Origin of the sequence: Mesorhizobium opportunistum WSM2075 (genome assembly GCF_000176035.2) — a bacterium.
Classification (GTDB): domain Bacteria; phylum Pseudomonadota; class Alphaproteobacteria; order Rhizobiales; family Rhizobiaceae; genus Mesorhizobium; species Mesorhizobium opportunistum.
Genome location: NC_015675.1, coordinates 1523995 through 1544508, shown reverse-complemented (window position 1 = coordinate 1544508; position 20514 = coordinate 1523995). Strand labels below are relative to the sequence as shown.

The following is a 20514-nucleotide window of genomic DNA, read 5'->3' as shown; positions in this document are numbered from 1 at the left end:
CGACATGGATCCGGGAAGACGGTGCGAAATATCGGCACCGCCGGCCCATCAACGCCGGAAATGGGAGAAGAAGATGCTTAAGACAATCACCAAAACACTGGTCGGCGCGGTCTTCGCTGGCGGACTGTTCGTTCCGCACGCTTTCGCCGAAACCACGCTCAACGCGCTTTTCATGGCGCAGGCCGCCTACAGCGAGGCCGATGTGCGCGCCATGACGGATGCCTTCACCAAGGCCAATCCGGACCTCAAGGTCAATCTCGAATTCGTCCCCTATGAAGGCCTGCACGACAAGACCGTGCTCGCCCAGGGCTCGGGCGGCGGCTACGACGTCGTGCTGTTCGACGTCATCTGGCCAGCCGAATACGCCACCAACAAGGTGCTGGTCGACGTGTCGTCCAAGATCACCGACGACATGAAGAAGGGTGTGCTGCCCGGCGCCTGGACCACGGTCCGCTACGACGGCAAATATTACGGCATGCCCTGGATCCTCGACACCAAATACCTGTTCTACAACAAGGAAATCCTGGAAAAGGCCGGCATCAAGGCACCGCCGAAGACCTGGGAAGAGCTCGGCGCTCAGGCCAAGATCATCAAGGACAAAGGCCTGCTGAAAACGCCGATCGCCTGGAGCTGGTCGCAGGCCGAGGCCGCGATCTGCGACTACACCACGCTGGTCAGCGCCTATGGCGGCGACTTCCTCAAGGACGGCAAGCCGGACTTCCAGAACGGCGGCGGCCTCGAGGCGCTGAGATACATGGTCGACAGCTACAAGTCCGGCCTCACCAACCCGAACTCCAAGGAGTTCCTGGAGGAGGACGTGCGCAAGGTTTTCGAAAACGGCGACGCCGCTTTCGCCTTGAACTGGACCTACATGTACAACATGGCCAACGATCCGAAGGACTCGAAGGTCGTCGGCAAGGTCGGCGTTGTGCCGGCGCCGGGCGTTGCCGGCACCAGTGAGGTTTCGGCCGTCAACGGCTCGATGGGCCTCGGCGTCACGGCTGTCTCGAAGCATCCCGACGAAGCCTGGAAGTACATCGAGTTCATGACCTCGCAGGCGACGCAGAACCAGTATGCCAAGCTCTCGCTGCCAATCTGGGCCTCATCCTATGACGACCCGGCCGTCACCAAGGGCCAGGAAGAGCTGATCGCCGCCGCCAAGGTCGGCCTGGCCGCCATGTATCCGCGTCCGACCACGCCGAAATACCAGGAGCTGTCGACCGCGCTGCAGCAGGCGATCCAGGAATCGCTGCTCGGCCAGTCCTCGCCGGAAGACGCCCTGAAGACCGCCGCGCAGAACAGCGGCCTCTGAACTCGTCTTGTTCTCAGCACGGGCGGCCTAAGCGCCGCCCGTGCTATGTCTGAAATCACGATGAATGAAGAGAGGCTGCTCTGATGTCGGGCACCTGGATGACCACCCGTGCGTGGTTGCTGATGCTGCCGCTGCTCGTGGTCATGATCGCCGTCATCGGCTGGCCGCTGGTCGATACGGTCAGCCTTTCCTTCACCGATGCCAAGCTGGTCGGCACGGGTGGCGATTTCGTCGGCTTCGACAATTACACGAAGATGCTGTCGAGCACGAATTTCTCGCGCACGCTGGTCACCACGGCGCTGTTCGCGGTCATTTCGGTTGCCGCCGAGATGGTGATCGGCGTTCTTGCGGCCCTTTTGCTCAATCAGGAATTTCGTGGCCGCGCCATCCTGCGTGCCCTGATGATCCTGCCCTGGGCGTTGCCGACGGTGGTCAACGCCACCCTGTGGCGGCTGATCTACAATCCTGAATATGGCGCGCTGAACGCGGCTCTCACGCAACTCCATCTGATCGACGCCTATCGCTCCTGGCTTGGTGAACCCGGCACGGCGCTGGCGGCCCTGATCGTCGCCGACTGCTGGAAGAACTTTCCGCTGGTGGCGCTGATTGCGCTCGCCGCCCTGCAGGCGGTGCCGCGCGACATCACCGCCGCCTCGCTGGTCGACGGCGCCGGGCCCTTCAACCGCTTCCGCTTCGTCATCCTGCCCTACCTCGCCGGCCCGCTGATGGTGGCGCTGGTGCTGCGCACCATCGAGGCGTTCAAGGTCTTCGACATTATCTGGGTGATGACCCGCGGCGGCCCGGCCAACAGCACGCGCACGCTGTCGATCCTCGTCTACCAGGAGGCCTTCTCCTTCCAGCGCGCCGGCTCCGGCGCGTCGCTGGCGCTGATCGTCACGCTGCTCGTGACGGTGCTCGCCGTCGCCTATGCGACGCTGGTCAGGAAGACCGCCGGGAGTGCCGCCTGATGGAACGCAAGAGCCTCGGCTTCACCATCTTCATCCACGTCTGCGCATTGCTGCTCGCCGCGATCATCCTGGCGCCTATCGCCTGGCTGTTCATCATGAGCATTTCGCCGGCCGCCGATCTTGCCGGCAAGCCGCTGCGCTGGTGGCCGCAGGCGGCCGACTTCTCGCGCTACCGGCAATTGCTGTCGACGGCTGAAAACAGCGCCGGCGCCGCCTTCACCTCGTCGCTGCGCAACAGCCTGGAGATCGCCGGCATGGCGACGCTGGCGGCATTGGCCCTGGCCATCCCCGCCGGCTGGGCGGTGTCGCGCACGCCGGCGATCGGCTGGTCGCTGTCGATGGTCATCGCCACCTATATGCTGCCGCCGGTGGCGTTGGCCGTGCCGCTCTATATGGGCCTGTCGCATCTCGGCCTGCTCAACAATGTCTTCGGCCTGGCGTTGGTTTACCTGACCATACTGGCGCCCTTCACCACCTGGCTGATGAAATCGGGCTTCGATTCCATCCCGCGCGAAATCGAGGCGGCGGCGATGATCGACGGCGCCGGCCTGTTCCAGACCCTGCGCATCATCACGCTGCCGCTCGCCGCACCGGTGATGGCGACATCGGCGCTGTTTGCCGTGCTGCTCGCCTGGGATGAATTCTTCTATGCGCTGCTGTTCACCTCCGACCAGCGCGCCAAGACCCTGACCGTCGCCATCGCCGATTTGGCCGGCGGCCGTGTTTCCGATTATGGGCTGATCGCCACCGCCGGCGTACTCGCCGCTCTGCCGCCGGTGCTGATCGGCCTGGTCATGCAGCGGGCGCTGATTTCGGGCCTGACCAGCGGCGGTGTGAAAGGATGATGATGACTGCGACAAAAACCCGGCCGGCCGGACTGGCCGCGATCGACCGTGAGATGGCGCGACAGCATGCCGACGCGCGCACTTCGTTCGAACAGAACGCCGCCGTGGCGCAACAGGTCGCCGCCTCGATCGGGAAGACCGGACGCCTGCTGCTGCTCGGCATGGGTGGTTCGCATGCGGTCGGACGTGCCGTCGAGCCGCTCTATCGCGCGCTCGGCATCGATACCCTTGCGCTGCCGCTGTCGGAACAGCTCGGCCAGCCGCTGCCGCTGGCGGGACGGACGGTGCTTGTCACCTCGCAATCGGGCGAGAGCGCTGAGGTCGTCAGGTGGTTTGCGGAGGCCGGCGGTGCCGCCGATGTTTTCGGCCTGACCCTGGAAAGCACCTCCTTCCTGGCGCGCACGGTGCCTTGCCTGGTCGGCGCCGGCGGCACCGAACTGGCCTTTGCCGCGACCCGCAGCCTGACCGTGAGCTTCGCCTTGCACCTGGCCATCCTTGCAGCCCTCGGCGACGACCCGGATGCCGCGCTCGGCGCGCTGGACCAGCCGCACGACACGGACATCAAGCAGGCGCTCGCGGCACTGGAGAAGGTGACGGCCATCGTCACCTCCGGCCGCCGGCTGCAGGGCGTCGCGGAGGCCCTGGCGCTCGGCCTCACCGAACTGTCGCGGTTGCCGTGCTTTTCACTCGAAGGCGGCCAGTTGCGGCATGGGCCGATGGAGATGCTCGGCCCGCGGATCGGCGTCATCCTGTTTCGCGGCAACGACCCGACGGCGGAGCTGGTGACCGCCATGGCCACCTCCGTGGTCGAGGCCGGCGCGCCCCTCGTCATCTTCGACGCGTCAGGGCAACCGCCCGTGGCGGGTGCCGTCACGCTTCCGTTCAAACCGGCTTCCGGTATGGCCGCCATCTTTGCCATGCTGCCGGTCGCCCAGCGCCTGATGATCGCTTTCGCCGATGCCCGTGTCGACAATGCCGGCACGCCTGTTCGCACCACCAAGATCACCAGGAGCGAGTGATGCGACCGCTTGCGGTGATCGGCAACGTCAATGTCGATTTGATCGTCGGACCGGTCCCGCCGTGGCCGAAGGCGGGAACCGAGACCGTCGTCGACCATGACGAATTGCGCGTCGGCGGCCAGGCCGGCAACAGCGCACTGGCGTGGCAGGCGCTGGGCGTCGACTTCGCTATTGCCGCCAATGTCGGCGACGACCAGTTCGGCCGCTGGCTTCGCGAGGCTTTCGCAAGCCGCGCCGAAAAATGGCCGGTGCGTCCCGAAGGCACGACGCTGTCGGTCGGCATGACCCATCCGGATGGCGAGCGGACCTTCTTCACCACGCGCGGCCACCTGCCGCGCTTCAGCCTTGCCGACGTCCTGTCCGTTCTGGATGGCAACTCGCTTTCTGGCGGCTACGCGCTGCTCTGCGGCTCCTTCCTGACCGAAGACCTGACGCGCGACTACGAGGCGTTTTTCGACTGGGCGGACCGCCACGGCATTGCCGTCGCGCTCGACACCGGCTGGCCGATCGACGGCTGGACCGAAGCCAACTGCGCCGCGACAAGGGCATGGCTCTCGCGCTGCCACCTAGCCCTTTTCAACGAGGTCGAGACGGTGACGCTGGCGGCAACCCCAAGCCCGGTGGAAGCCGCGCGCGAAATCCGCTCCAGCATGCGGCAGGGTGCGACCTTCGTCGTCAAGCGCGGGCCGCAAGGCGCCATCGTCATCGATCCGGACGGGAACCTCGTCGAAGCCACGGCGCCTGATGTCCGCGTTGTCGACACGATCGGTGCCGGCGATGTCTTCAACGCCGCCTTCCTGGCGGCCCTCGCCCAGGAACGGCCGCTGTCCGCCTGCCTTCGCGCCGCGACGCATGTCGCTTCGCGCGCCATTTCCACTCTGCCCCGCAACTATGGCGGGCCGATGCATCTCGAGGAGCCCATGCATGAGCGCGCTTGAAATCCGCGGCATCCGCAAGAGCTATGGCAGCGTCGAGACGCTGAAGGGCATCGACATCGCGCTGCAGAGCGGCGAATTCCTGGTGCTGCTGGGCTCGTCCGGCTGCGGAAAGTCGACGCTGCTCAACATCATCGCCGGGCTCGCCGAAGCGACAAGCGGCGATGTGCTGATCGGCGGACGCTCGATCCTCGGCGTTCACCCCAAGAACCGCGACATCGCCATGGTCTTCCAGTCTTATGCGCTCTATCCGAACCTGACCGTGCGCCGCAACATCGGCTTCGGGCTCGAGATGCGCGGGGTTGCGGCCGATGAGCGCGAGACGGCCGTGAACGAGGCGGCGAAACTGCTGCAGATCGAGACCTTGCTCGACCGCAAGCCGAGCCAGCTTTCCGGCGGCCAGCGCCAGCGCGTCGCCATCGGCAGGGCGCTGGTGCGCAAGCCGCAGGTCTTCCTGTTCGACGAGCCGCTGTCCAACCTCGACGCCAAGCTGCGCCTGGAAATGCGCACCGAGCTGAAACGGTTGCACCAGATGCTGCAGACCACCGTCGTCTACGTCACCCATGACCAGATCGAGGCGATGACGCTGGCGACGCGCATCGCGGTGATGCGCGACGGCAGGATCGAACAGCTCGGCACACCGGAAGAGATCTACAACGAGCCGGCAACGCTCTACGTCGCGGGCTTTGTCGGCGCACCGTCGATGAACATGCTTCAGGCCATCCTCATCGGCGGCAAGCTCGCCATTGCCGAATCCGATGTGCGGATGCCTCTACCCGCGCGCTATGCGAGCGCGGCTCGCGAAGGCGCTCCGGTGATCGTCGGTATCAGGCCCGAAGCGCTTCGCGTGGCGAGCGACACCGCGACGGAACTGTCATTGCCCGTGGAGATCGAGGTTGTCGAATTGACTGGCCCCGAACTGGTCACGACGGCACGGATCGGCACGCAAAGGCTAACCGCTTGCCTGCCGCCGCGAGCCCGGGTCGCCAAGGGCGAAAAGCACAATCTCACCTTCGATGAAACTGCGCTTTGCCTATTCGACCCTTCGACAGGCAAGGCCCTACCAACGGCCTGAGACAAGCCGCGCACGGGGCAGCGCTGTCGGCTCGCACCGCCCCCGACTATTTGGCGATCTCCAGCAGGGACGAGACCAGCAGGTCCCGCTCGTCTTTCGACAGCACATCGGAATCGAAGAGGTTCATGCTGCGCAGCCCCTCGATGGCGAGATAGCAGACCAGCAGCGATTTGAGGTCTGATGTTTCGCCCTTCAGCCGTTCGAAAAGCTGGCGCTTGAAAGTCTTGATCGGCGTCATGAAATCGGGATCCTCGGCGATCGCCGAAAAGATCCAGGACGCCGAGGGCTGCTTTTCCTCGCAGTCATTGGCCGACAGCCTGATGTAGACGGCGAGCGGGTTTTTACCCCCGCCATTGCCGTTGGCGGCTTCCAACGCCCGCTCGAATTCGCGCAGATAGTCCTCGACCAGCCCTTGCATCAACTTTGCCTTGGTCGGAAAATTGTAGAGCAGCCCGCCTTTCGACACGCCGGCGCGGCTGGCGACGGCCTCCAGCGAGAGGCTGCCGGGTCCGGTTTCCCGGGCAACATCTGCCGCCGCGGCGAGAATCTTCTCGCGCGAATTCGGTCGTTGGGCTCTCATGGCGCCTCCCTTGGCAAGCTTAGGCCCAATTGACAAGACCGTCCAGACGGTACAGTAAGACCGCCGCTATTTGAAATCGGGGCCTGCAGTCGATATGTGTCCCGATGTCCGCGCTTTGCGCCGGATTTCGACTGAGGGGACTTCCTTGTTCAAGCGCATACTCCGTATCATTATCATCATTGCGGTCCTGGCCGTGCTCGTCATCGTGGTCGGCGGCATCGTCGGCTTCAACTTCCTGCGCGACAACGGCATCAAGCAGTATTTCGCCACCATGAAGCCGCCCGCGGCGACCGTGTCGACGACAATCGTCAAGCCATCGAGCTGGACGCCCGGCGTCGAGGCGATCGGCACCGTGCGGGCGGTGCGTGGTGTCGACCTGACGGTCGAGACCGCCGGCATCGTCAAGGAGATCCCCTTCCACGCCAACGAGAAAGTCGCGGCCAACGCGGTGCTGCTGCAACTTGACGACGCCGTCGAGCGCGCCGATCTCGACGCGCAGAAAGCGCAGGCCGCGCTCGATCAGGTGTCGCTGAACCGCGCCCTCGAACTGACAAAACGCGGCGTCGGCTCCGACTCGACACTGGACAGCGCGCGGGCGGCGGCGTCCGCTTCGGCGTCCCAGGTCACCAGGCTCCAGGCCGTGCTCGAGCAGAAGCAGCTGACGGCTCCCTTCGCCGGTACGGTCGGCATCCCGAAGATCGACCTCGGCCAGTATCTGTCGCCCGGCACTTCCGTTGTGACACTGCAGGATCTCGACACGATGCGGGCCGACTTCACGGTTCCCGAACAGGAGCTCCCGCTGCTCAAGATCGGCCAGACGGTTCGCTTGGGACTTGGTGGCGACGACAAGCCGTTTGCCGGCGCCATTCGCGGCATCGACCCCAAGATCGACCCGTCCAGCCGGCTGGTGAACATCCGGGCGGAGGTCGCCAACCCCGACGGCAAGCTGACCCCCGGCCAGTTCGTGCAGGTGCGTGTCGAACTGCCCGAGGAGCAGAACGTGCTGATACTGCCACAGACGGCGCTGACCACCAGCCTCTACGGCGACTACGTCTTCGTCGTGCAACCGGCCAAACCGGCTGCGGCGGCGCCGGCCAAGCCGGAAGAAAAACCCGCTGCGGCTACCGACAAGGCGGCGGATGCCAAGCCAGCGGATGCCAAGCCTGCGGATGCCAAGCCGGCGGACGCGATGAAGCCGGCAACCGATGCCATGAAGCCGTCCGCTGAAGCGGCCAAGCCCGCGGCCGATGCGGCTAAACCTGCCGACAAGCCCGCTACCGATGCGGCCAAGCCGGCGGCGGAAGGCGACAAGCCCGCGCTGGTGTTGTCACAGGTCTTCGTCAAGCCCGGTCGCCGCAACCAGGGCATGGTCGAGATCGTCGAAGGGCTGAAGGCAGGCGACGAGGTCGTCACCGCGGGCCAGAACCGCCTCTTCAACGGCATGTCCGTCAACGTCGACAACACCATCGACCCGACCAAATCGGCGAACAAGCAGGCCGACCAGCAATGAGCTTTTCCGATCTCTTTATTCGCCGGCCCGTCCTTTCGACGGTCCTTGCCTGCATGATCCTGCTGCTCGGGTTCCAGGGCATCTTCAACCTGTCGATCCGGCAGTATCCGAAGGTTGATGAAACAGCGATCACCATCACGACCGCCTATCCGGGTGCCAGCGCCGACCTGATCCAGGGCTTCATTTCCGCCCCGATCGCACGCGCCGTCGCCTCGACCGAAAACATCGACTACGTCACCTCGTCCAGCCGTCCGTCGTCCAGCACCGTGACGGTGCAGATGAAGCTCGGCTCCAACCCCGACGTGGCGCTGACCGAAGTGCTGTCCAAGGTCCAGGGCGTGCGCGGCACCTTGCCGGACGCGTCCAAGGACCCGGTCATCGTCAAGGGCACCGGCCAGCAGTTCGCGATGATGTACATCTCGATGCAGAATCCGAACATGACGAAGGAGCAGCTGACCGAATATATCGAGCGCGTCATCAGGCCCCGCATGTCGACGGTCGAAGGTGTCGCCGACGTGCAGATCTTCGGCGCCCAGGAATATTCGATGCGCGTTTGGATCGACCCGGTCCGGCTTGCCGCGCGCGGGGTGACGGCAGCGGAAGTGCTGGCAGCGATCAACAACTCCAACTTCCTGTCTGCGCCCGGAAACACCCAGAACGAATATGTCGTTTCCTCCATTACGGTGCGTTCGACGCTGCAGACGCCGGAAGCCTTCGCCGAACTACCGCTGCGCTCGACCGACGGCAATGTGGTGCGGCTGCGTGACGTGGCCCGCGTCGAACTCGGCGCCGAGAACACCGACACCAGGGTCTCCTTCAACGGCAAGCCCGGCACCTTCCTCGCCATCTTCCCGACCCCGGCGGCCAACCCGCTGACCACAGCGGCCGCGCTCACCAAGCTTGTGCCGCAGATCCAGGAAACGCTGCCGAAAGGCATGACGATCGAGGTCGTCTACGACGCCACCGGGCAGATCAGCGCCTCGATCGACGAGGTGTTCAAGACCATCGCCGAGGCGGTCGCCATCGTGGTCGTCGTCATCCTTCTGTTCCTTGGCTCTTTCCGTTCGGTGATGATGCCGATCATCACCATCCCGCTGTCGCTGGTCGGCGTCTGTTTCCTTCTGTTCGCGGTCGGCTATTCGATCAATCTTCTGTCGCTGCTGGCCATGGTGCTGGCAATCGGCCTTGTCGTGGACGACGCCATCGTGGTGGTGGAAAACATCCACCGCCACATGGAAGAAGACCACATGACGCCCATGCAAGCGGCGTTCAGCGGCATGCGCGAAATCGCCTCCGCAATCGTCGCCATGACCATGACGCTGGCCGCCGTGTTCGCGCCGCTGGCCTTCACCGGTGGCTTGACCGGTGCGCTGTTCCGCGAATTCGCGGTGACGCTCGCCGGCTCGGTGGTGCTGTCGGGCATCATCGCCATCACCATCACCCCGATGATGTCGGCGCGCCTCTTGAAGCCCGGCAACGCCGGCCGGTTCCAGCGCATCGTCGACGGCGTTTTCTCGCGGGTCGAGCATGTCTACGAGCGCGCCGTCACCGGTTCGCTGAACTATCGCCCGCTGACGCTGCTCATCGTGCTGGCGCTTGTCGGCGTGACCGGCTTCATGTTCACCAAGACCTCGACCGAACTGGCGCCGGAAGAAGACCAGGGCTTCCTGCTCTCGCTCGTGACCGCGCCGACCTATGCGACATCCGATTACACCGAGACCTACGTCAACCAGATTCTCGGCCTGGTGAGGGACATTCCCGAAACACGGGCGCAGTTCTCCGCCGTGGCCTTCGGTGGCACGACAAACAGCGCTTTCGTCGGCTTTGCCTTCAAGGATTGGGCTGACCGCAAGCGCAATTCCAAGGAGCTGCAGGCCGACATCACGGCTCGTATCAACAAGGTCGCGGGCGTCCAGGCCTTCGTCTTCGCCCCGCCGACGCTGCCGGGCTCCGGCGGCGGCCTGCCGATTGCCATGGTGGTGCGCTCGACCGGCAATTCCTCGGAAGTGTACCAGCAAGCCGAGCAGATCAAGAACAAGGCACAGGCCTCGGGCCGCTTCATCGTCGTGCAGAACTCGATGTCTTATGATTCGCCGCAGGTGACCGTCACCATCGACCGCGATCGCGCCGCCGCCCTCAACCTGCCTATCGCCGATATCGGCCGGACGCTGACGCTGCTGGTCGGCGGCGCCGAAGTGGCGCAATTCGACCGCGACTCCAACAGCTACGACATCATTCCGCAGGTGCCGCAGGAGTTCCGCGACAACCCCGAAAAACTCGGCCAATACTTCGTGCGCAGCGTGACGGGCGAGATGGTGCCGCTGTCGGCCGTCGTGAAGATTTCGAACAATGCCTCGCCGGCCGCGATCGAGCAGTTCAACCAGCTGAATTCATCGACGATTTCCGCGCTGCCATTGCCCGGCGTCACCACCGGCGATGGTTTGAAAGTGCTCGAGGACATCGCCAGGGAGAGCCTGCCCGACACCTTCTTCATCGACTACTCCGGCCAATCCCGGCAGGAGAAGGAGCAGGGCAACACGATCCTGATCGCCTTCGGGGCCGCCGTCATCGTCATCTATCTGGTGCTGGCGGCGCAGTTTGAAAGCTTCCGCGACCCGTTGATCATCATGATGGCGGTGCCGCTGTCGATCTTCGGCGCCATAGTGCCGCTCAATCTGGGCCTCGGCACGCTGAACATCTACACCCAGGTCGGCCTGATCACGCTGATCGGCCTGATCACCAAGCACGGCATCCTGCTGGTTGAGTTCGCCAACCAGCAGCGCGAAATCCACGGCATGCGACGGCGTGATGCCATCATCGCCTCGGCCAAGGTGCGCCTGCGGCCGATCCTGATGACGACGGCGGCGATGGCGCTCGGCGTGGTGCCGCTGATCACGTCCAGCGGTGCCGGTGCCGCGGCCCGCTATTCGATGGGCCTCGTCATCTTCACCGGCATCCTCGTCGGCACCATGTTCACGCTCTTCGTCGTGCCCATGTTCTACACCTTCATCGCCAGCAAGGACCTGCCGCATCTGGCGGAAAAGCCGGATCCGAAGCTGATGCCGGCCCTGCCGGACTGATAAAAAAGCCGAAGAACGAAAAGAGGCCGGGATTTTTCCGGCCTCTTTTTTTGGCTGTGCTCAAAACCGCGGACAATTTCCAGCGGGAGCCTTGAACACGGGCAGGGTGGTAAACCGGCCCGCTTCTTCAGCCTGCTACTTGACGATGACGATGCTGGTATTGGCGGCCCCGAAGGTCTCCACCAGCTGGTAGAAGTCGGCGGCATTGTCCGGGTGCAGCCGCACGCAGCCATGCGAGGCCGGTTGGCCGAGACGCTTGATGGCATAGGTGGCGTGGACCGCATAGCCGCCGCTGAAGAAGACCGAATGCGGCATCGGCGCGTTGTCGTATTTCTTCGAATACCACATCTCATGCATGCGGGTCGGCTTGAACGAGCCGGTCGGGGTCACATGCGCCCTGTCGCCTGTGGAGACCTTCCAGGCGAAGGTCGGCCGGCCATCGACTGATATCTCCATGACCTGCTGCGAAAGCGAGACCCGCGCCACGATCTTGTTGGCGGCGTGAGCGGCGTTGGCGCCGAACAGAAGCGCGGCACCGGTGAGCGTGGCGGCGGTGATGTTGATGAGCTTGGCGGTGATGGTGCTGTGCATGATGTCCCCTCTCTCTGCCGGTCCGGCCGGCTCCAATTCGATGGGCGGCTTATCGGCGCGGCATGTTTCGGTGAGATTTCGCGAAATGCTCGTTTGTGTTTCGAATCCGTTTCCTCTGGTTAACAAACCAAGACGTCGGGCGGAGACATCGCCGCTGCCGACTGGCACTCAAATACAGCACATAGGTATTCAGTCCGAAACGAAAGTTCGAAGTCACCTTATATGAAAAGACTGAGCCTGTTTTCGAAACCAATCTGCAACAAAGCGCGGCTTCGAGCGGCATGAAGCCGATACAGCTGGCCGGCAAGGTTGACGTAACGAAAGCAGACGGCAACGGCCACGGGAACGAAAGCGAACACGCGGTCCTGGTCTTCAGGATCAGCATCACGGCAGCGGCCATAGGTAGTGTCGGCATTCTTGCCGGCGCCGCCGTGACAAGGCTGGCGATGAGTTCGAGCGAGATCTCTACCCCGCACGTCGCTCTGTTTCCTGCCTCGGTCTGGATTACCACCAGCGTGCGCATCGCCCGATTGAAGGCCCTCTGGCGGGTTGGCCTTCGGCTGCTGGCATTGCGCGGCCCCTCCGGCAACTTGCTGCCGAGAGGACCGAAGGCCCGCGCCGCTGCGGGGGGCTCCGTGGGCGGCGCGGGCACTTCGGGAGTTTCCCGAGGCGACCCGCGACACATTCAATTTTTTGAAGAATTGACATTCTGGGAGTCGGACGATGAAAACGAAATTCGCGGCCTCGGTGCTTTCCGCACTGCTTTATGCGCAGGGCCTGCTTGGCTTTGCCGCCCTTGCCACGGTGCTCCTCAAGGAGCGCGCCCAGGCAAACGAACTCGTCATGAGCAATGACATGCCATCGGGTCCGTCGCTGCTGGTGGCACGCTGAACTCCGGGAGCATCGGCGAACAGGAAAATCCGATGCTCGGCCAAACCGTCACCGAGAGTGCCCAGCAGTCAGTCGGCGAATTGACGCGGCGGATCGAACCGGTAGCCGGCGCCACGGATGGTGGTGATGGTTTCGGTGTCGAGCTTGCGGCGCAGCCGCACGATGCGCGAATCGATCGAACGGTCGAAGGCGTCGGCGTTTTCGGCCGGCGCCGCCGCGATGATGTCGTCGCGCGTCAGCACCTTGCGCGGACTGGCCAGGAACAGCCTGAGCAGCGCCACCTGGCCGGGCGACAGCTGCTCTTCGGTGCCGGAGCGATGCATGACCATCGCCGACCTCAAGTCGACGGTCGCGTTCTCCAGCACGATCAGTTCCTGGTTGCCCCTGCCGCGTCGCGAAAGCAGGCCGCCGACACGGGCGGCGAGTTCCCTGACATTGAGCGGGCTTTCGACGACATCGGCAGCGCCAAGCTCGAGCGCCAGCACCTTGTCGACGAGGTCGGCCGGCCGGCAGATCAGGATGAAATCCGGTCCGTCCTCGCCGCCACTCCCTTGGCCGCCGTAACGCCGCAGCAGATCCCGGCCATCCGCCTGGCTGAGGCTGTCGCCGACGACCACGACATCGACGCCCTTCCCCGACAGCAACGATTCGGCTTCCCAGGGCTGCCGCGCCTGACGCACGTCATGGCCACGCCGCTCGAGATGATCGGCAAGTTCCGTCGCAATCACGTCGGCGACGGAAACAAGCGCAATGACGGCTCGTGGGGCCATATTCTCCAACCGTTCCCTGGCAACCCGATATGAGTGCTGGACATCATGTTTATACCCAATCTACTTTCCACTGAAAGTGGGAGCGAGAGCATCGTGCGGGCAAGAATTGTCATCGTCGAGGACGAGCCCGACCTGAGGGAGGCGGTCGCCGAGTATCTCGACGCCGCCGGCTATGACGTTGCGACCGCGGAAACCGCGGCCGCGGCCCGGATCCTGATCGAGACGCAGCCCTTCCATCTGGCCATCCTCGACATCGCCATGCCGGGCGAGGACGGACTGTCGCTCGGCCGCTGGCTGCGCTCGAGAATGCCGATAGGCATCATCTATGCGACCGCCGCCGGCACCGCGCTCGACCGCATCGTCGGGCTGGAGCTCGGCGCCGACGACTATATCGTCAAGCCATACGAGCTGCGCGAAGTGCTGGCGCGGGTGCGCAGCGTGCTGCGCCGTGTTCCGCAGCCGTCGGAACTGCTGGACAGGAAAGCCAGGACGGATCGCCGCTCCGTTGCCTTCGGCCCCTTCCAGGCCGATCTCGACGGCAGGCTGGTGACCGGTGCCAACGGCGCGGTGATCGACATGGCAAAGAGCGAATTCGACGTGCTCGAGGTTTTCCTGACGCGTGCCAACCGGCTGCTGACCCGCGCCGCGATTTCCGAGGCGATCGGCTTCACCGAGGATCCGGAATCATCGCGCGCAGTCGACATTCGCATCATGCGCCTGCGCAAGAAGATCGAGACCGACCCTGCCAACCCGAAATTCCTGCGGACGGTGCGCGGCGAAGGCTATATCTTCTCGCTGCCGACCGGCGACGGCAACTGAAAGCCAGGCCTACAGTTTCAGGTTCTCAGCCGTGGCTCGCCGAGCGAATTGGGCCGAGCGAATTGGCAGGACTTGGGAATAACGGCTGACGATGACCGCTGAAACAGCAAGCACGGATATGCAAGGGCTCAGGCAGGGCGCGGCGATGGCGGCCGTGCGCGTGGTTCGCCGGCTGCGCGAGGCCGGCGACTGGCAGCGCGAAATGGACGGCATACTGGAAACGCTGTGCCGCGCCATCGAATGTCAGCGCGGTATCCTGTTCCGCTTGCGCGAACTGCCCGGCCAGGGTTTTGCCCAGTCGGTCGCCGCCTATTGGATTGATCCCGACTTCGGCGGAGAGCTGGCGGCGCCGACCGTCATCATGCAGTCGATCGTCAATTCGGATCCGCTGCTGGAGCGGGTGGCCGAAGACGAACGCCAGGGCAAGATCTTCGCCGGACACACGCGCGATCTCGAGGGTTTCCTGAGGACCGACTTCGAAAAGCAGAACATCAAGTCGTTCCTGTCCGTGTCCGTCTTCGCGCATGGCCATCTGTGGGGCACGCTGGCGGTCAATGACTGCGTCGACGAGCGCGAGTGGACCGACGAGGAAGAGGCGACGCTGCATATCATCGCGCTCGCCATCGGCGACGCCATCGAACATTCGCTCTCCGACGCCCATGCCAGCGAGGTCATCCGCCGCACGATGCTGCAGGCCTCCCTGGACGCCATCATCGTCATCGACGAAGCCGGATCGATCATCGAATTCAATCCGGCCGCCGAAAAGATGTTCGGTTTCCAGCGCAGCGACATCCTCGGCAAGGACCTGCTCGACACCGTCGTGCCGGAATACTACCGCAAGGGCTATACTTCGGGCGCCGACTATATGTCGGGGCGCGGCGCGCCGATGGTCGGCCAGCGGCTGGAGACGGTGACGCAGAATGCCGCCGGCGAGGTGTTTCCGATCGAGTTGACGGCGACCGAGATGCGCGTCGGCGACCGTCGCCTGATCTTCGGCTCGATCCGCGACCTGCGCGACAGGCTGCGCGCCGAGGAGGAAATCAACCGGCAGCGCGAGAAGCTGCACCAGAACGAAAAGATGGCGGCGATGGGCTCGCTGCTGGCCGGCGTCTCGCACGAGCTCAACAACCCGCTGGCGGTGGTGGTCGCGCAGTCGACGCTGCTGCACGAATTCGCTTCCGACCCCCAGACCAAGGTTCGTGCCGAGAAAGTCCGCGCCGCCGCCGAGCGCTGCGGGCGCATCGTCAAGAGTTTCCTGTCGATGGTCCGCCTTCATCCTGCGGCACAGGCCGAGACCGACCTCAACCAGGTGATCCGCGCCGCTCTCGAGGTCACCGCCTATGGCGCACGATCGAGCGGCATCATCATCGACACGGATTTCGCCGCCGGCCCGCTGCTGGCCATGGCCGATGCCGACCACGTGACGCAGGTGGCGGCGAATTTCCTCATCAACAGCCAGCATGCGCTGGCCGGCGTCGCCGGCGATCGGCTGATCAAGGTGCGGACGTTCCGCGGCGACCTGGGCAAACCCGGCTTTTCGGTCGAGGACAACGGGCCCGGTGTGCCAGAAGCCATCCGCTCCCGCATCTTCGAATCCTATTTCACCACCAAGCCGGTTGGCGTCGGCACCGGTATTGGCCTGTCGATCTCGAAGTCGATCATCGAGCGGCACAATGGCAATGTCTGGTTCGAGGAAGTGTTGCCGAGAGGCGCGCGTTTCGTCGTCCAGCTGCCGGCCATTGAAGCCGGCATCGCTGCCGCCGGCGAGAACCAGCCGCGCTCGAGTGGCCTGCGTCATGCCCTGATCATCGACGACGAGCCTGACGTCGCCGGCTCGCTGTCCGACATCCTCGAATTGATGGGCATCAAGTCGCGGGTCGCGCTCGTCTGGGAATCGGGCGCCGCCACCTTGAGCGGCTACATGCCGCCGGACATCGTGTTTTCGGACCTGCGCATGCCTGGCATCAGCGGCATTGCCATCTATCGCGAACTGCTGGCCGAAAGGCCTGACCTGGCGCGGCGTTTCGTGCTGGTCACCGGCGACCTGATCGGTGCTAAAGCGGAGATCGAAGCCTTGCCGCAGCAACAACGGCCGCAGATCCTGGAAAAGCCGTTCAGCACGCTCGATGTGCGCAGCGTGCTGTCCGCCATTGCCGAACAGGCGGCGGTCAACGGATAAAAAAGAGGCCCCCGGCGGATTGCGCCGCGGGAGCCGAATGGAGCGCTGGAGGAGCGCTCGGGGAGGTCAGGACACGATCCCGAGAGGGAACCGGTTCGGGATTGTGCCTCGACGGAAATCAGAAAACGTTCGGCGTGTCGGTCAAGGGTGCGGCGTTGGCGATCATGCGGATGGCGCGGGCCTTGTGCGTACCGGACTGCTGGGCAATGGCGCGCAGGCAATCCACGCTCTCGGCGCCCCAGGACTGGCCCTTGCAGGCGAAGTCGATTGCGCGCATCGGCAGACGCGCGGTCTTGATGGTTGTCGGCGCGCCATCGATGGCGTTGGCCGGCGGGTTCAGCGAAGCGAAGGCCGGCCCGACCGTCGGCGTAAGCGCCATGCCGAGGAAGGCGCAAGCAGCCAGCCCCATGAACATGGCCATCGGGTGGTCGCTGGCGCGTTGGCGTAACGCCAGTTTCGGGCGGCGGTCAGCGCGCTGTGGAGCCTCAAGGCGGTGGTCGCTGCTGATGGTCTCAACTTTCGCATACATTGCCTTCCCCTTCGCTGAGTTTCTTTTTAGTGATGAAACGAACCTAGCCGCACTTTGTAACGGCGCAAAGGTGACGCGAGCCTGCCAATGTAACCGAAACGAAACATGGTTCCGGGCAAAATCGGGCAAAAACGGTCACAACGCAGCCCGCACGCTCGTCGGACAAAGGTTCGCGCCGCCGGTTTCGGACCCGATCCGTTCCAGTGCGCCGCTGCGGCGCGGACAGAGCCGGCGAGCGCCGAGGCCATTTTGATCCCTCGCAACAAGCCTTGTCCGTCCATCGGCACGCCATGCGGAATCGAGCAGGGACGGCACCTTGGAAACCTTGACTAACACCCGGATTCTCCGGGATTTTCCCGGCCGACAGCCCAGCCAGAATCAACCGGGAACGGCGCTCGAATTTCATCAAGAAATCACGATTGTTTTCACAAGCCATTGCATTTCAATGCAAAATATGCTTTTATTGAATGATTATTCAACAAAAAAGAAGAGACTTTTTATGAACCCGCACCTCCGTGACGTGGCGATCCCCAACGATTGGGACCGGCGGGGGCTACCGGGCTGGAGTTACCATTCCGATGCCCTTCTCGAGCTTGAGAAGGAGCATGTCTTTCGCAACCACTGGCAGATCGTCGGACATGTCTCCGACGTACCCGACGCCGGCGACTATCTGACCATGGACGTGGTCGGCGAGCGTGCCTTGATCGTGCGCGGCAAGGATGGCGTGGTGCGCGGCTTCAACAACATGTGCCGCCATCGCGGCAGCCGCGTCGTCGCCGACAGCCAGGGCAATTGCAAGAACGCGCTGGTGTGCCCGTTCCATGGCTGGGTCTACAATCTCGACGGCACGCTGCGCGGCGCCGCGCGCCCGCGATCTTTCCCCGATCTCGACAAGACCGAGTTCGGACTGATGCAGCTCGATCTCGAAATCTGGATGGGTTTCATCTTCATCCGTTTCCGCAATGGCGGGCCGCAGCCTTCAGTCGCCGAACTGATGAAGCCGATCGAGCCCGAATTCGCGCACTACAAGGCCGCCGACATGGTGCCCTCCTGGGGCATCTGGACCCAGAAGACGCCGGTCAACTGGAAGTCGGTGCGCGATGTCGACAATGAAGGCTATCATGTCGCCATGGCCCATCCTGCCTTGCAGGATCTTTATGGCGCGACCTATTTCGACGAGCCGTTCATCAACGGCGTGTCGCGCTCCTTCGCCACCTACAACCCGCATGCGGGCCGCCGCTGGAGCGTGCGGAACTACGTCAAGATCGCGCCCGAGCCCACGCATCTGCCGGACTATCTGAAGAAGGCCTGGGTCTATTACGGCATCTTCCCCAATGCGGTCATTTCGGTGATGCCGGAATCGGTGCAGTTCTACCAGGAGTTTCCGCTGTCGACCGGGCAGACGCTGCTGCGCGGCGCCATATACCGCTACCGCGACGAGAGCCGCGAGCAGGCCGCCGCCCGCTACCTCTCCTTCCGCATCGACCGCGACACGATGTCGGAAGACGTGCAGTTGTCGGTGTGGTCGAACGAATCCATGCTGTCCGAAGCCTTCGAGGGTTTTTACCTCTCCGACCTCGAATATGGCGTGCGCACCCATCACGACCACCTGCGCAAGATGCTGCCGGTGCTGGGCCTAGAGACAGCGCCGGAGGAGAAGGACATGTGGAACTTGAACGACGCGCTCAGGTCGCGGTCGTAAGATGCTGACCGCGAAGCGAGCGTCCCTCTCGCCCGGTCTACGGGAAGGGGATGCCGGCAGGCAGGTGAAGGGCAGCCTTGCGGAATTGCATCGGGCAGGCAACGAGATGCGAATGCGAACAATCGCCAACGCTGGCGCCGCCTCTCATCCGCCTGCCGGCACCCTCGTCCCGTGAAACGGGGAGAAGGGAGAAGCCTCACCCCCGCCACACGCCCTCTTTCCTGAGATCATCCATGGTGCGCGAAATGCCTTCGCGCAGGATGCCGACCATGTCGTCGATCTGCTCTCGCGAAATGATCAGCGGCGGCGACATCACGCACATGTTGATCAGCGGCCGCACCAGGAGGCCGAGCTCGTGGCAGTGCGCGTCGATGCGTTTGCCGACATCCTTGTCGAGCTGCAGCGGGTCCTTGCTTTCGCGGTCGGCGACGCATTCGACGCAGCCCATCAGCCCGACGCCACGAACCTCGCCGACCAGCGGCAGTTCTTCCAGCGTCTTCAGTTGGGCCTGGAAATAGGGCGCGACCGCCTGCGTGTGCGCAAGCACGCCCTGTTCCAGCAGGTCGAGGTTTTTCAGCGCCACGGCGCAGCCGACGGGATGGCTGGTGTAAGTCAAGCCATGGCCGAACAAGGCGTCGGGATGGTTCGAACGGCGCAGTTCCTCCAGCAGCCGCTCCGAAATGATGACGCCGCCGAGCGGGAAATATCCCGAGGTGACGCCCTTGGCGAAGGTGATCATGTCGGGATCGATGCCGAACACGTCGCCCGAGGCAAAGATATGGCCAAGCCGGCCGAAGCCCGTCACCACCTCGTCGGAGACATAGAGGATGTCGTTGTCGCGGCAGATCTCGCGGATGCGCTTGAGATAGCCGTCGGGCGGCACGACGACGCCGCCGGAGGCCTGCACCGGCTCGCCGACGAAAGCGCCGATCTTGTCGGCGCCGACGCGGGCGATGGTGTCGCGGAACTGGTCGACCAGGAAATCGGTGAAGGCGGCAAGGCTCATGCCGTGCGGGCGACGGAACGGATCTGGCGACGACAGCTTGATCACCAGTTCGTCGGCGCCATCCATCCAGTCGCGGTCGCGCGGGCGGCCGTTGAGCGAGGCCGACAGATAGGTTGAGCCGTGATAGGCCCCGCCCCGGCTCAGGATGAGCTTCTTTTCCGGCCGGCCGCGCACATTGTTGCAGAACTGCATGAAGCGCAGCGCCGTCTCGACGGCCGAAGAGCCGCCGGTGGTGTAGAAGACATGGCTGAGATCGCCGGGTGCATGGCCGGCAATGCGCATGGCAAGTTCCGCCGACGGCGCGTTCATCGTGTACCACGGCGTGTTGTAGGACAGCGCCATCGCCTGGTCGTACATCACTCGGGCCAGCTCCTCGCGGCGGTGGCCGACATTGACGCACCACATGCCGGCAGGCCCATCGATCAGCCGCTTGCCAGTGTTGTCGGTAATGTAGATCCCGTCGCCCTCGCCGATCAGCGCGCGCGCTTCGGCACCGACGGAACCGGCATACGGCCAGGGCTGGATAAGGTGGCGCTTGCCCAGTTCGATCGCATCATCGCCGCCATGCGCTGCCATTTCAGTCGCCTTCAGGTCTCTCACCGCCGCCATTGTCGCCTCCATACCGCCTGTCAATCTTTTCTCGGACTTAAAATTCGGCGGCAAATGCCGGAAATGGCGGCTTTCTTCACCTTATTTTGAATGT

At 64.0% G+C, this 20514-nt stretch carries 17 protein-coding genes; 12 read left to right on the top strand and 5 right to left on the bottom strand.

The window, feature by feature from the left end:
- The first annotated feature begins 73 nt into the window (after positions 1-73).
- The 6 genes from MESOP_RS07385 to MESOP_RS07360 all read left to right on the top strand — a co-directional run bounded on the left by MESOP_RS07385 (position 74) and on the right by MESOP_RS07360 (position 6154).
- Positions 74-1312: an extracellular solute-binding protein gene (locus MESOP_RS07385; RefSeq protein ID WP_013892710.1), complete on the top strand. Its 1239-nt coding sequence runs from the start codon at positions 74-76 to the stop codon at positions 1310-1312.
- An 83-nt stretch (positions 1313-1395) separates the two neighbouring features.
- Positions 1396-2280, top strand: a complete 885-nt coding sequence (locus MESOP_RS07380; protein WP_013892709.1) for a carbohydrate ABC transporter permease — start codon at positions 1396-1398, stop codon at positions 2278-2280.
- On the top strand, positions 2280-3125 hold the full coding sequence (locus MESOP_RS07375) for a carbohydrate ABC transporter permease (RefSeq protein ID WP_013892708.1): 846 nt from the start codon (positions 2280-2282) through the stop codon (positions 3123-3125). Before MESOP_RS07380 ends, MESOP_RS07375 begins: the two co-directional genes overlap by 1 nt.
- Positions 3122-4144 (top strand): SIS domain-containing protein, encoded by a 1023-nt coding sequence (locus MESOP_RS07370; RefSeq protein WP_041164027.1) that lies wholly within the window; start codon positions 3122-3124, stop codon positions 4142-4144. Before MESOP_RS07375 ends, MESOP_RS07370 begins: the two co-directional genes overlap by 4 nt.
- Positions 4144-5082, top strand: coding sequence for a PfkB family carbohydrate kinase (locus MESOP_RS07365; protein WP_013892706.1), 939 nt, complete (start codon positions 4144-4146; stop codon positions 5080-5082). Before MESOP_RS07370 ends, MESOP_RS07365 begins: the two co-directional genes overlap by 1 nt.
- The gene (locus MESOP_RS07360; protein ID WP_013892705.1) at positions 5069-6154 is read left to right on the top strand and encodes an ABC transporter ATP-binding protein; all 1086 of its coding nucleotides are present in this window, start codon (positions 5069-5071) and stop codon (positions 6152-6154) included. The genes MESOP_RS07365 and MESOP_RS07360 overlap by 14 nt, the downstream gene beginning before the upstream one ends.
- Before the next feature lie 46 nt (positions 6155-6200).
- On the opposite strand, the gene MESOP_RS07355 is transcribed toward MESOP_RS07360, so the two are convergent.
- Positions 6201-6734, bottom strand: a complete 534-nt coding sequence (locus MESOP_RS07355; protein ID WP_013892704.1) for a TetR/AcrR family transcriptional regulator — start codon at positions 6732-6734, stop codon at positions 6201-6203.
- A gap of 145 nt (positions 6735-6879) precedes the next feature.
- Here MESOP_RS07355 and MESOP_RS07350 point away from each other — a divergent pair, with 145 nt between their 5' ends.
- Together MESOP_RS07350 and MESOP_RS07345 are read left to right on the top strand one after the other, a co-directional pair.
- On the top strand, positions 6880-8244 hold the full coding sequence (locus tag MESOP_RS07350; protein ID WP_013892703.1) for an efflux RND transporter periplasmic adaptor subunit: 1365 nt from the start codon (positions 6880-6882) through the stop codon (positions 8242-8244).
- Positions 8241-11324 (top strand): efflux RND transporter permease subunit, encoded by a 3084-nt coding sequence (locus MESOP_RS07345; protein ID WP_013892702.1) that lies wholly within the window; start codon positions 8241-8243, stop codon positions 11322-11324. The genes MESOP_RS07350 and MESOP_RS07345 overlap by 4 nt, the downstream gene beginning before the upstream one ends.
- A gap of 135 nt (positions 11325-11459) precedes the next feature.
- Here the strand turns inward: MESOP_RS07345 and MESOP_RS07340 are convergent, their stop codons facing one another.
- The gene (locus MESOP_RS07340) at positions 11460-11915 is read right to left on the bottom strand and encodes a L,D-transpeptidase (protein ID WP_013892701.1); all 456 of its coding nucleotides are present in this window, start codon (positions 11913-11915) and stop codon (positions 11460-11462) included.
- Between the two features lie 723 nt (positions 11916-12638).
- Here MESOP_RS07340 and MESOP_RS33445 point away from each other — a divergent pair.
- Positions 12639-12806, top strand: coding sequence for a hypothetical protein (locus tag MESOP_RS33445; protein WP_013892699.1), 168 nt, complete (start codon positions 12639-12641; stop codon positions 12804-12806).
- A 68-nt stretch (positions 12807-12874) separates the two neighbouring features.
- On the opposite strand, the gene MESOP_RS07335 is transcribed toward MESOP_RS33445, so the two are convergent.
- Complete coding sequence (locus tag MESOP_RS07335; protein ID WP_013892698.1) at positions 12875-13576, bottom strand: response regulator transcription factor; 702 nt, start codon at positions 13574-13576, stop codon at positions 12875-12877.
- Between the two features lie 45 nt (positions 13577-13621).
- Between MESOP_RS07335 and MESOP_RS07330 the strand changes: the two genes are divergently transcribed.
- Complete coding sequence (locus MESOP_RS07330) at positions 13622-14395, top strand: response regulator (RefSeq protein WP_013892697.1); 774 nt, start codon at positions 13622-13624, stop codon at positions 14393-14395.
- 91 nt (positions 14396-14486) lie between these two features.
- Entirely contained in the window at positions 14487-16574 is a 2088-nt protein-coding gene (locus MESOP_RS07325; RefSeq protein ID WP_041164025.1) for a PAS domain S-box protein, read from the top strand.
- 118 nt (positions 16575-16692) lie between these two features.
- Here MESOP_RS07325 and MESOP_RS07320 read toward each other — a convergent pair whose 3' ends face one another.
- Positions 16693-17103, bottom strand: coding sequence for a hypothetical protein (locus MESOP_RS07320; RefSeq protein ID WP_013892695.1), 411 nt, complete (start codon positions 17101-17103; stop codon positions 16693-16695).
- Positions 17104-17602: 499 nt separating this feature from the next.
- Here MESOP_RS07320 and MESOP_RS07315 point away from each other — a divergent pair, with 499 nt between their 5' ends.
- Positions 17603-18805, top strand: coding sequence for an aromatic ring-hydroxylating oxygenase subunit alpha (locus MESOP_RS07315; RefSeq protein ID WP_013892694.1), 1203 nt, complete (start codon positions 17603-17605; stop codon positions 18803-18805).
- 196 nt (positions 18806-19001) lie between these two features.
- Here MESOP_RS07315 and MESOP_RS07310 read toward each other — a convergent pair whose 3' ends face one another.
- The gene (locus MESOP_RS07310) at positions 19002-20420 is read right to left on the bottom strand and encodes an aminotransferase (RefSeq protein ID WP_013892693.1); all 1419 of its coding nucleotides are present in this window, start codon (positions 20418-20420) and stop codon (positions 19002-19004) included.
- Between the last annotated feature and the right edge of the window lie 94 nt (positions 20421-20514).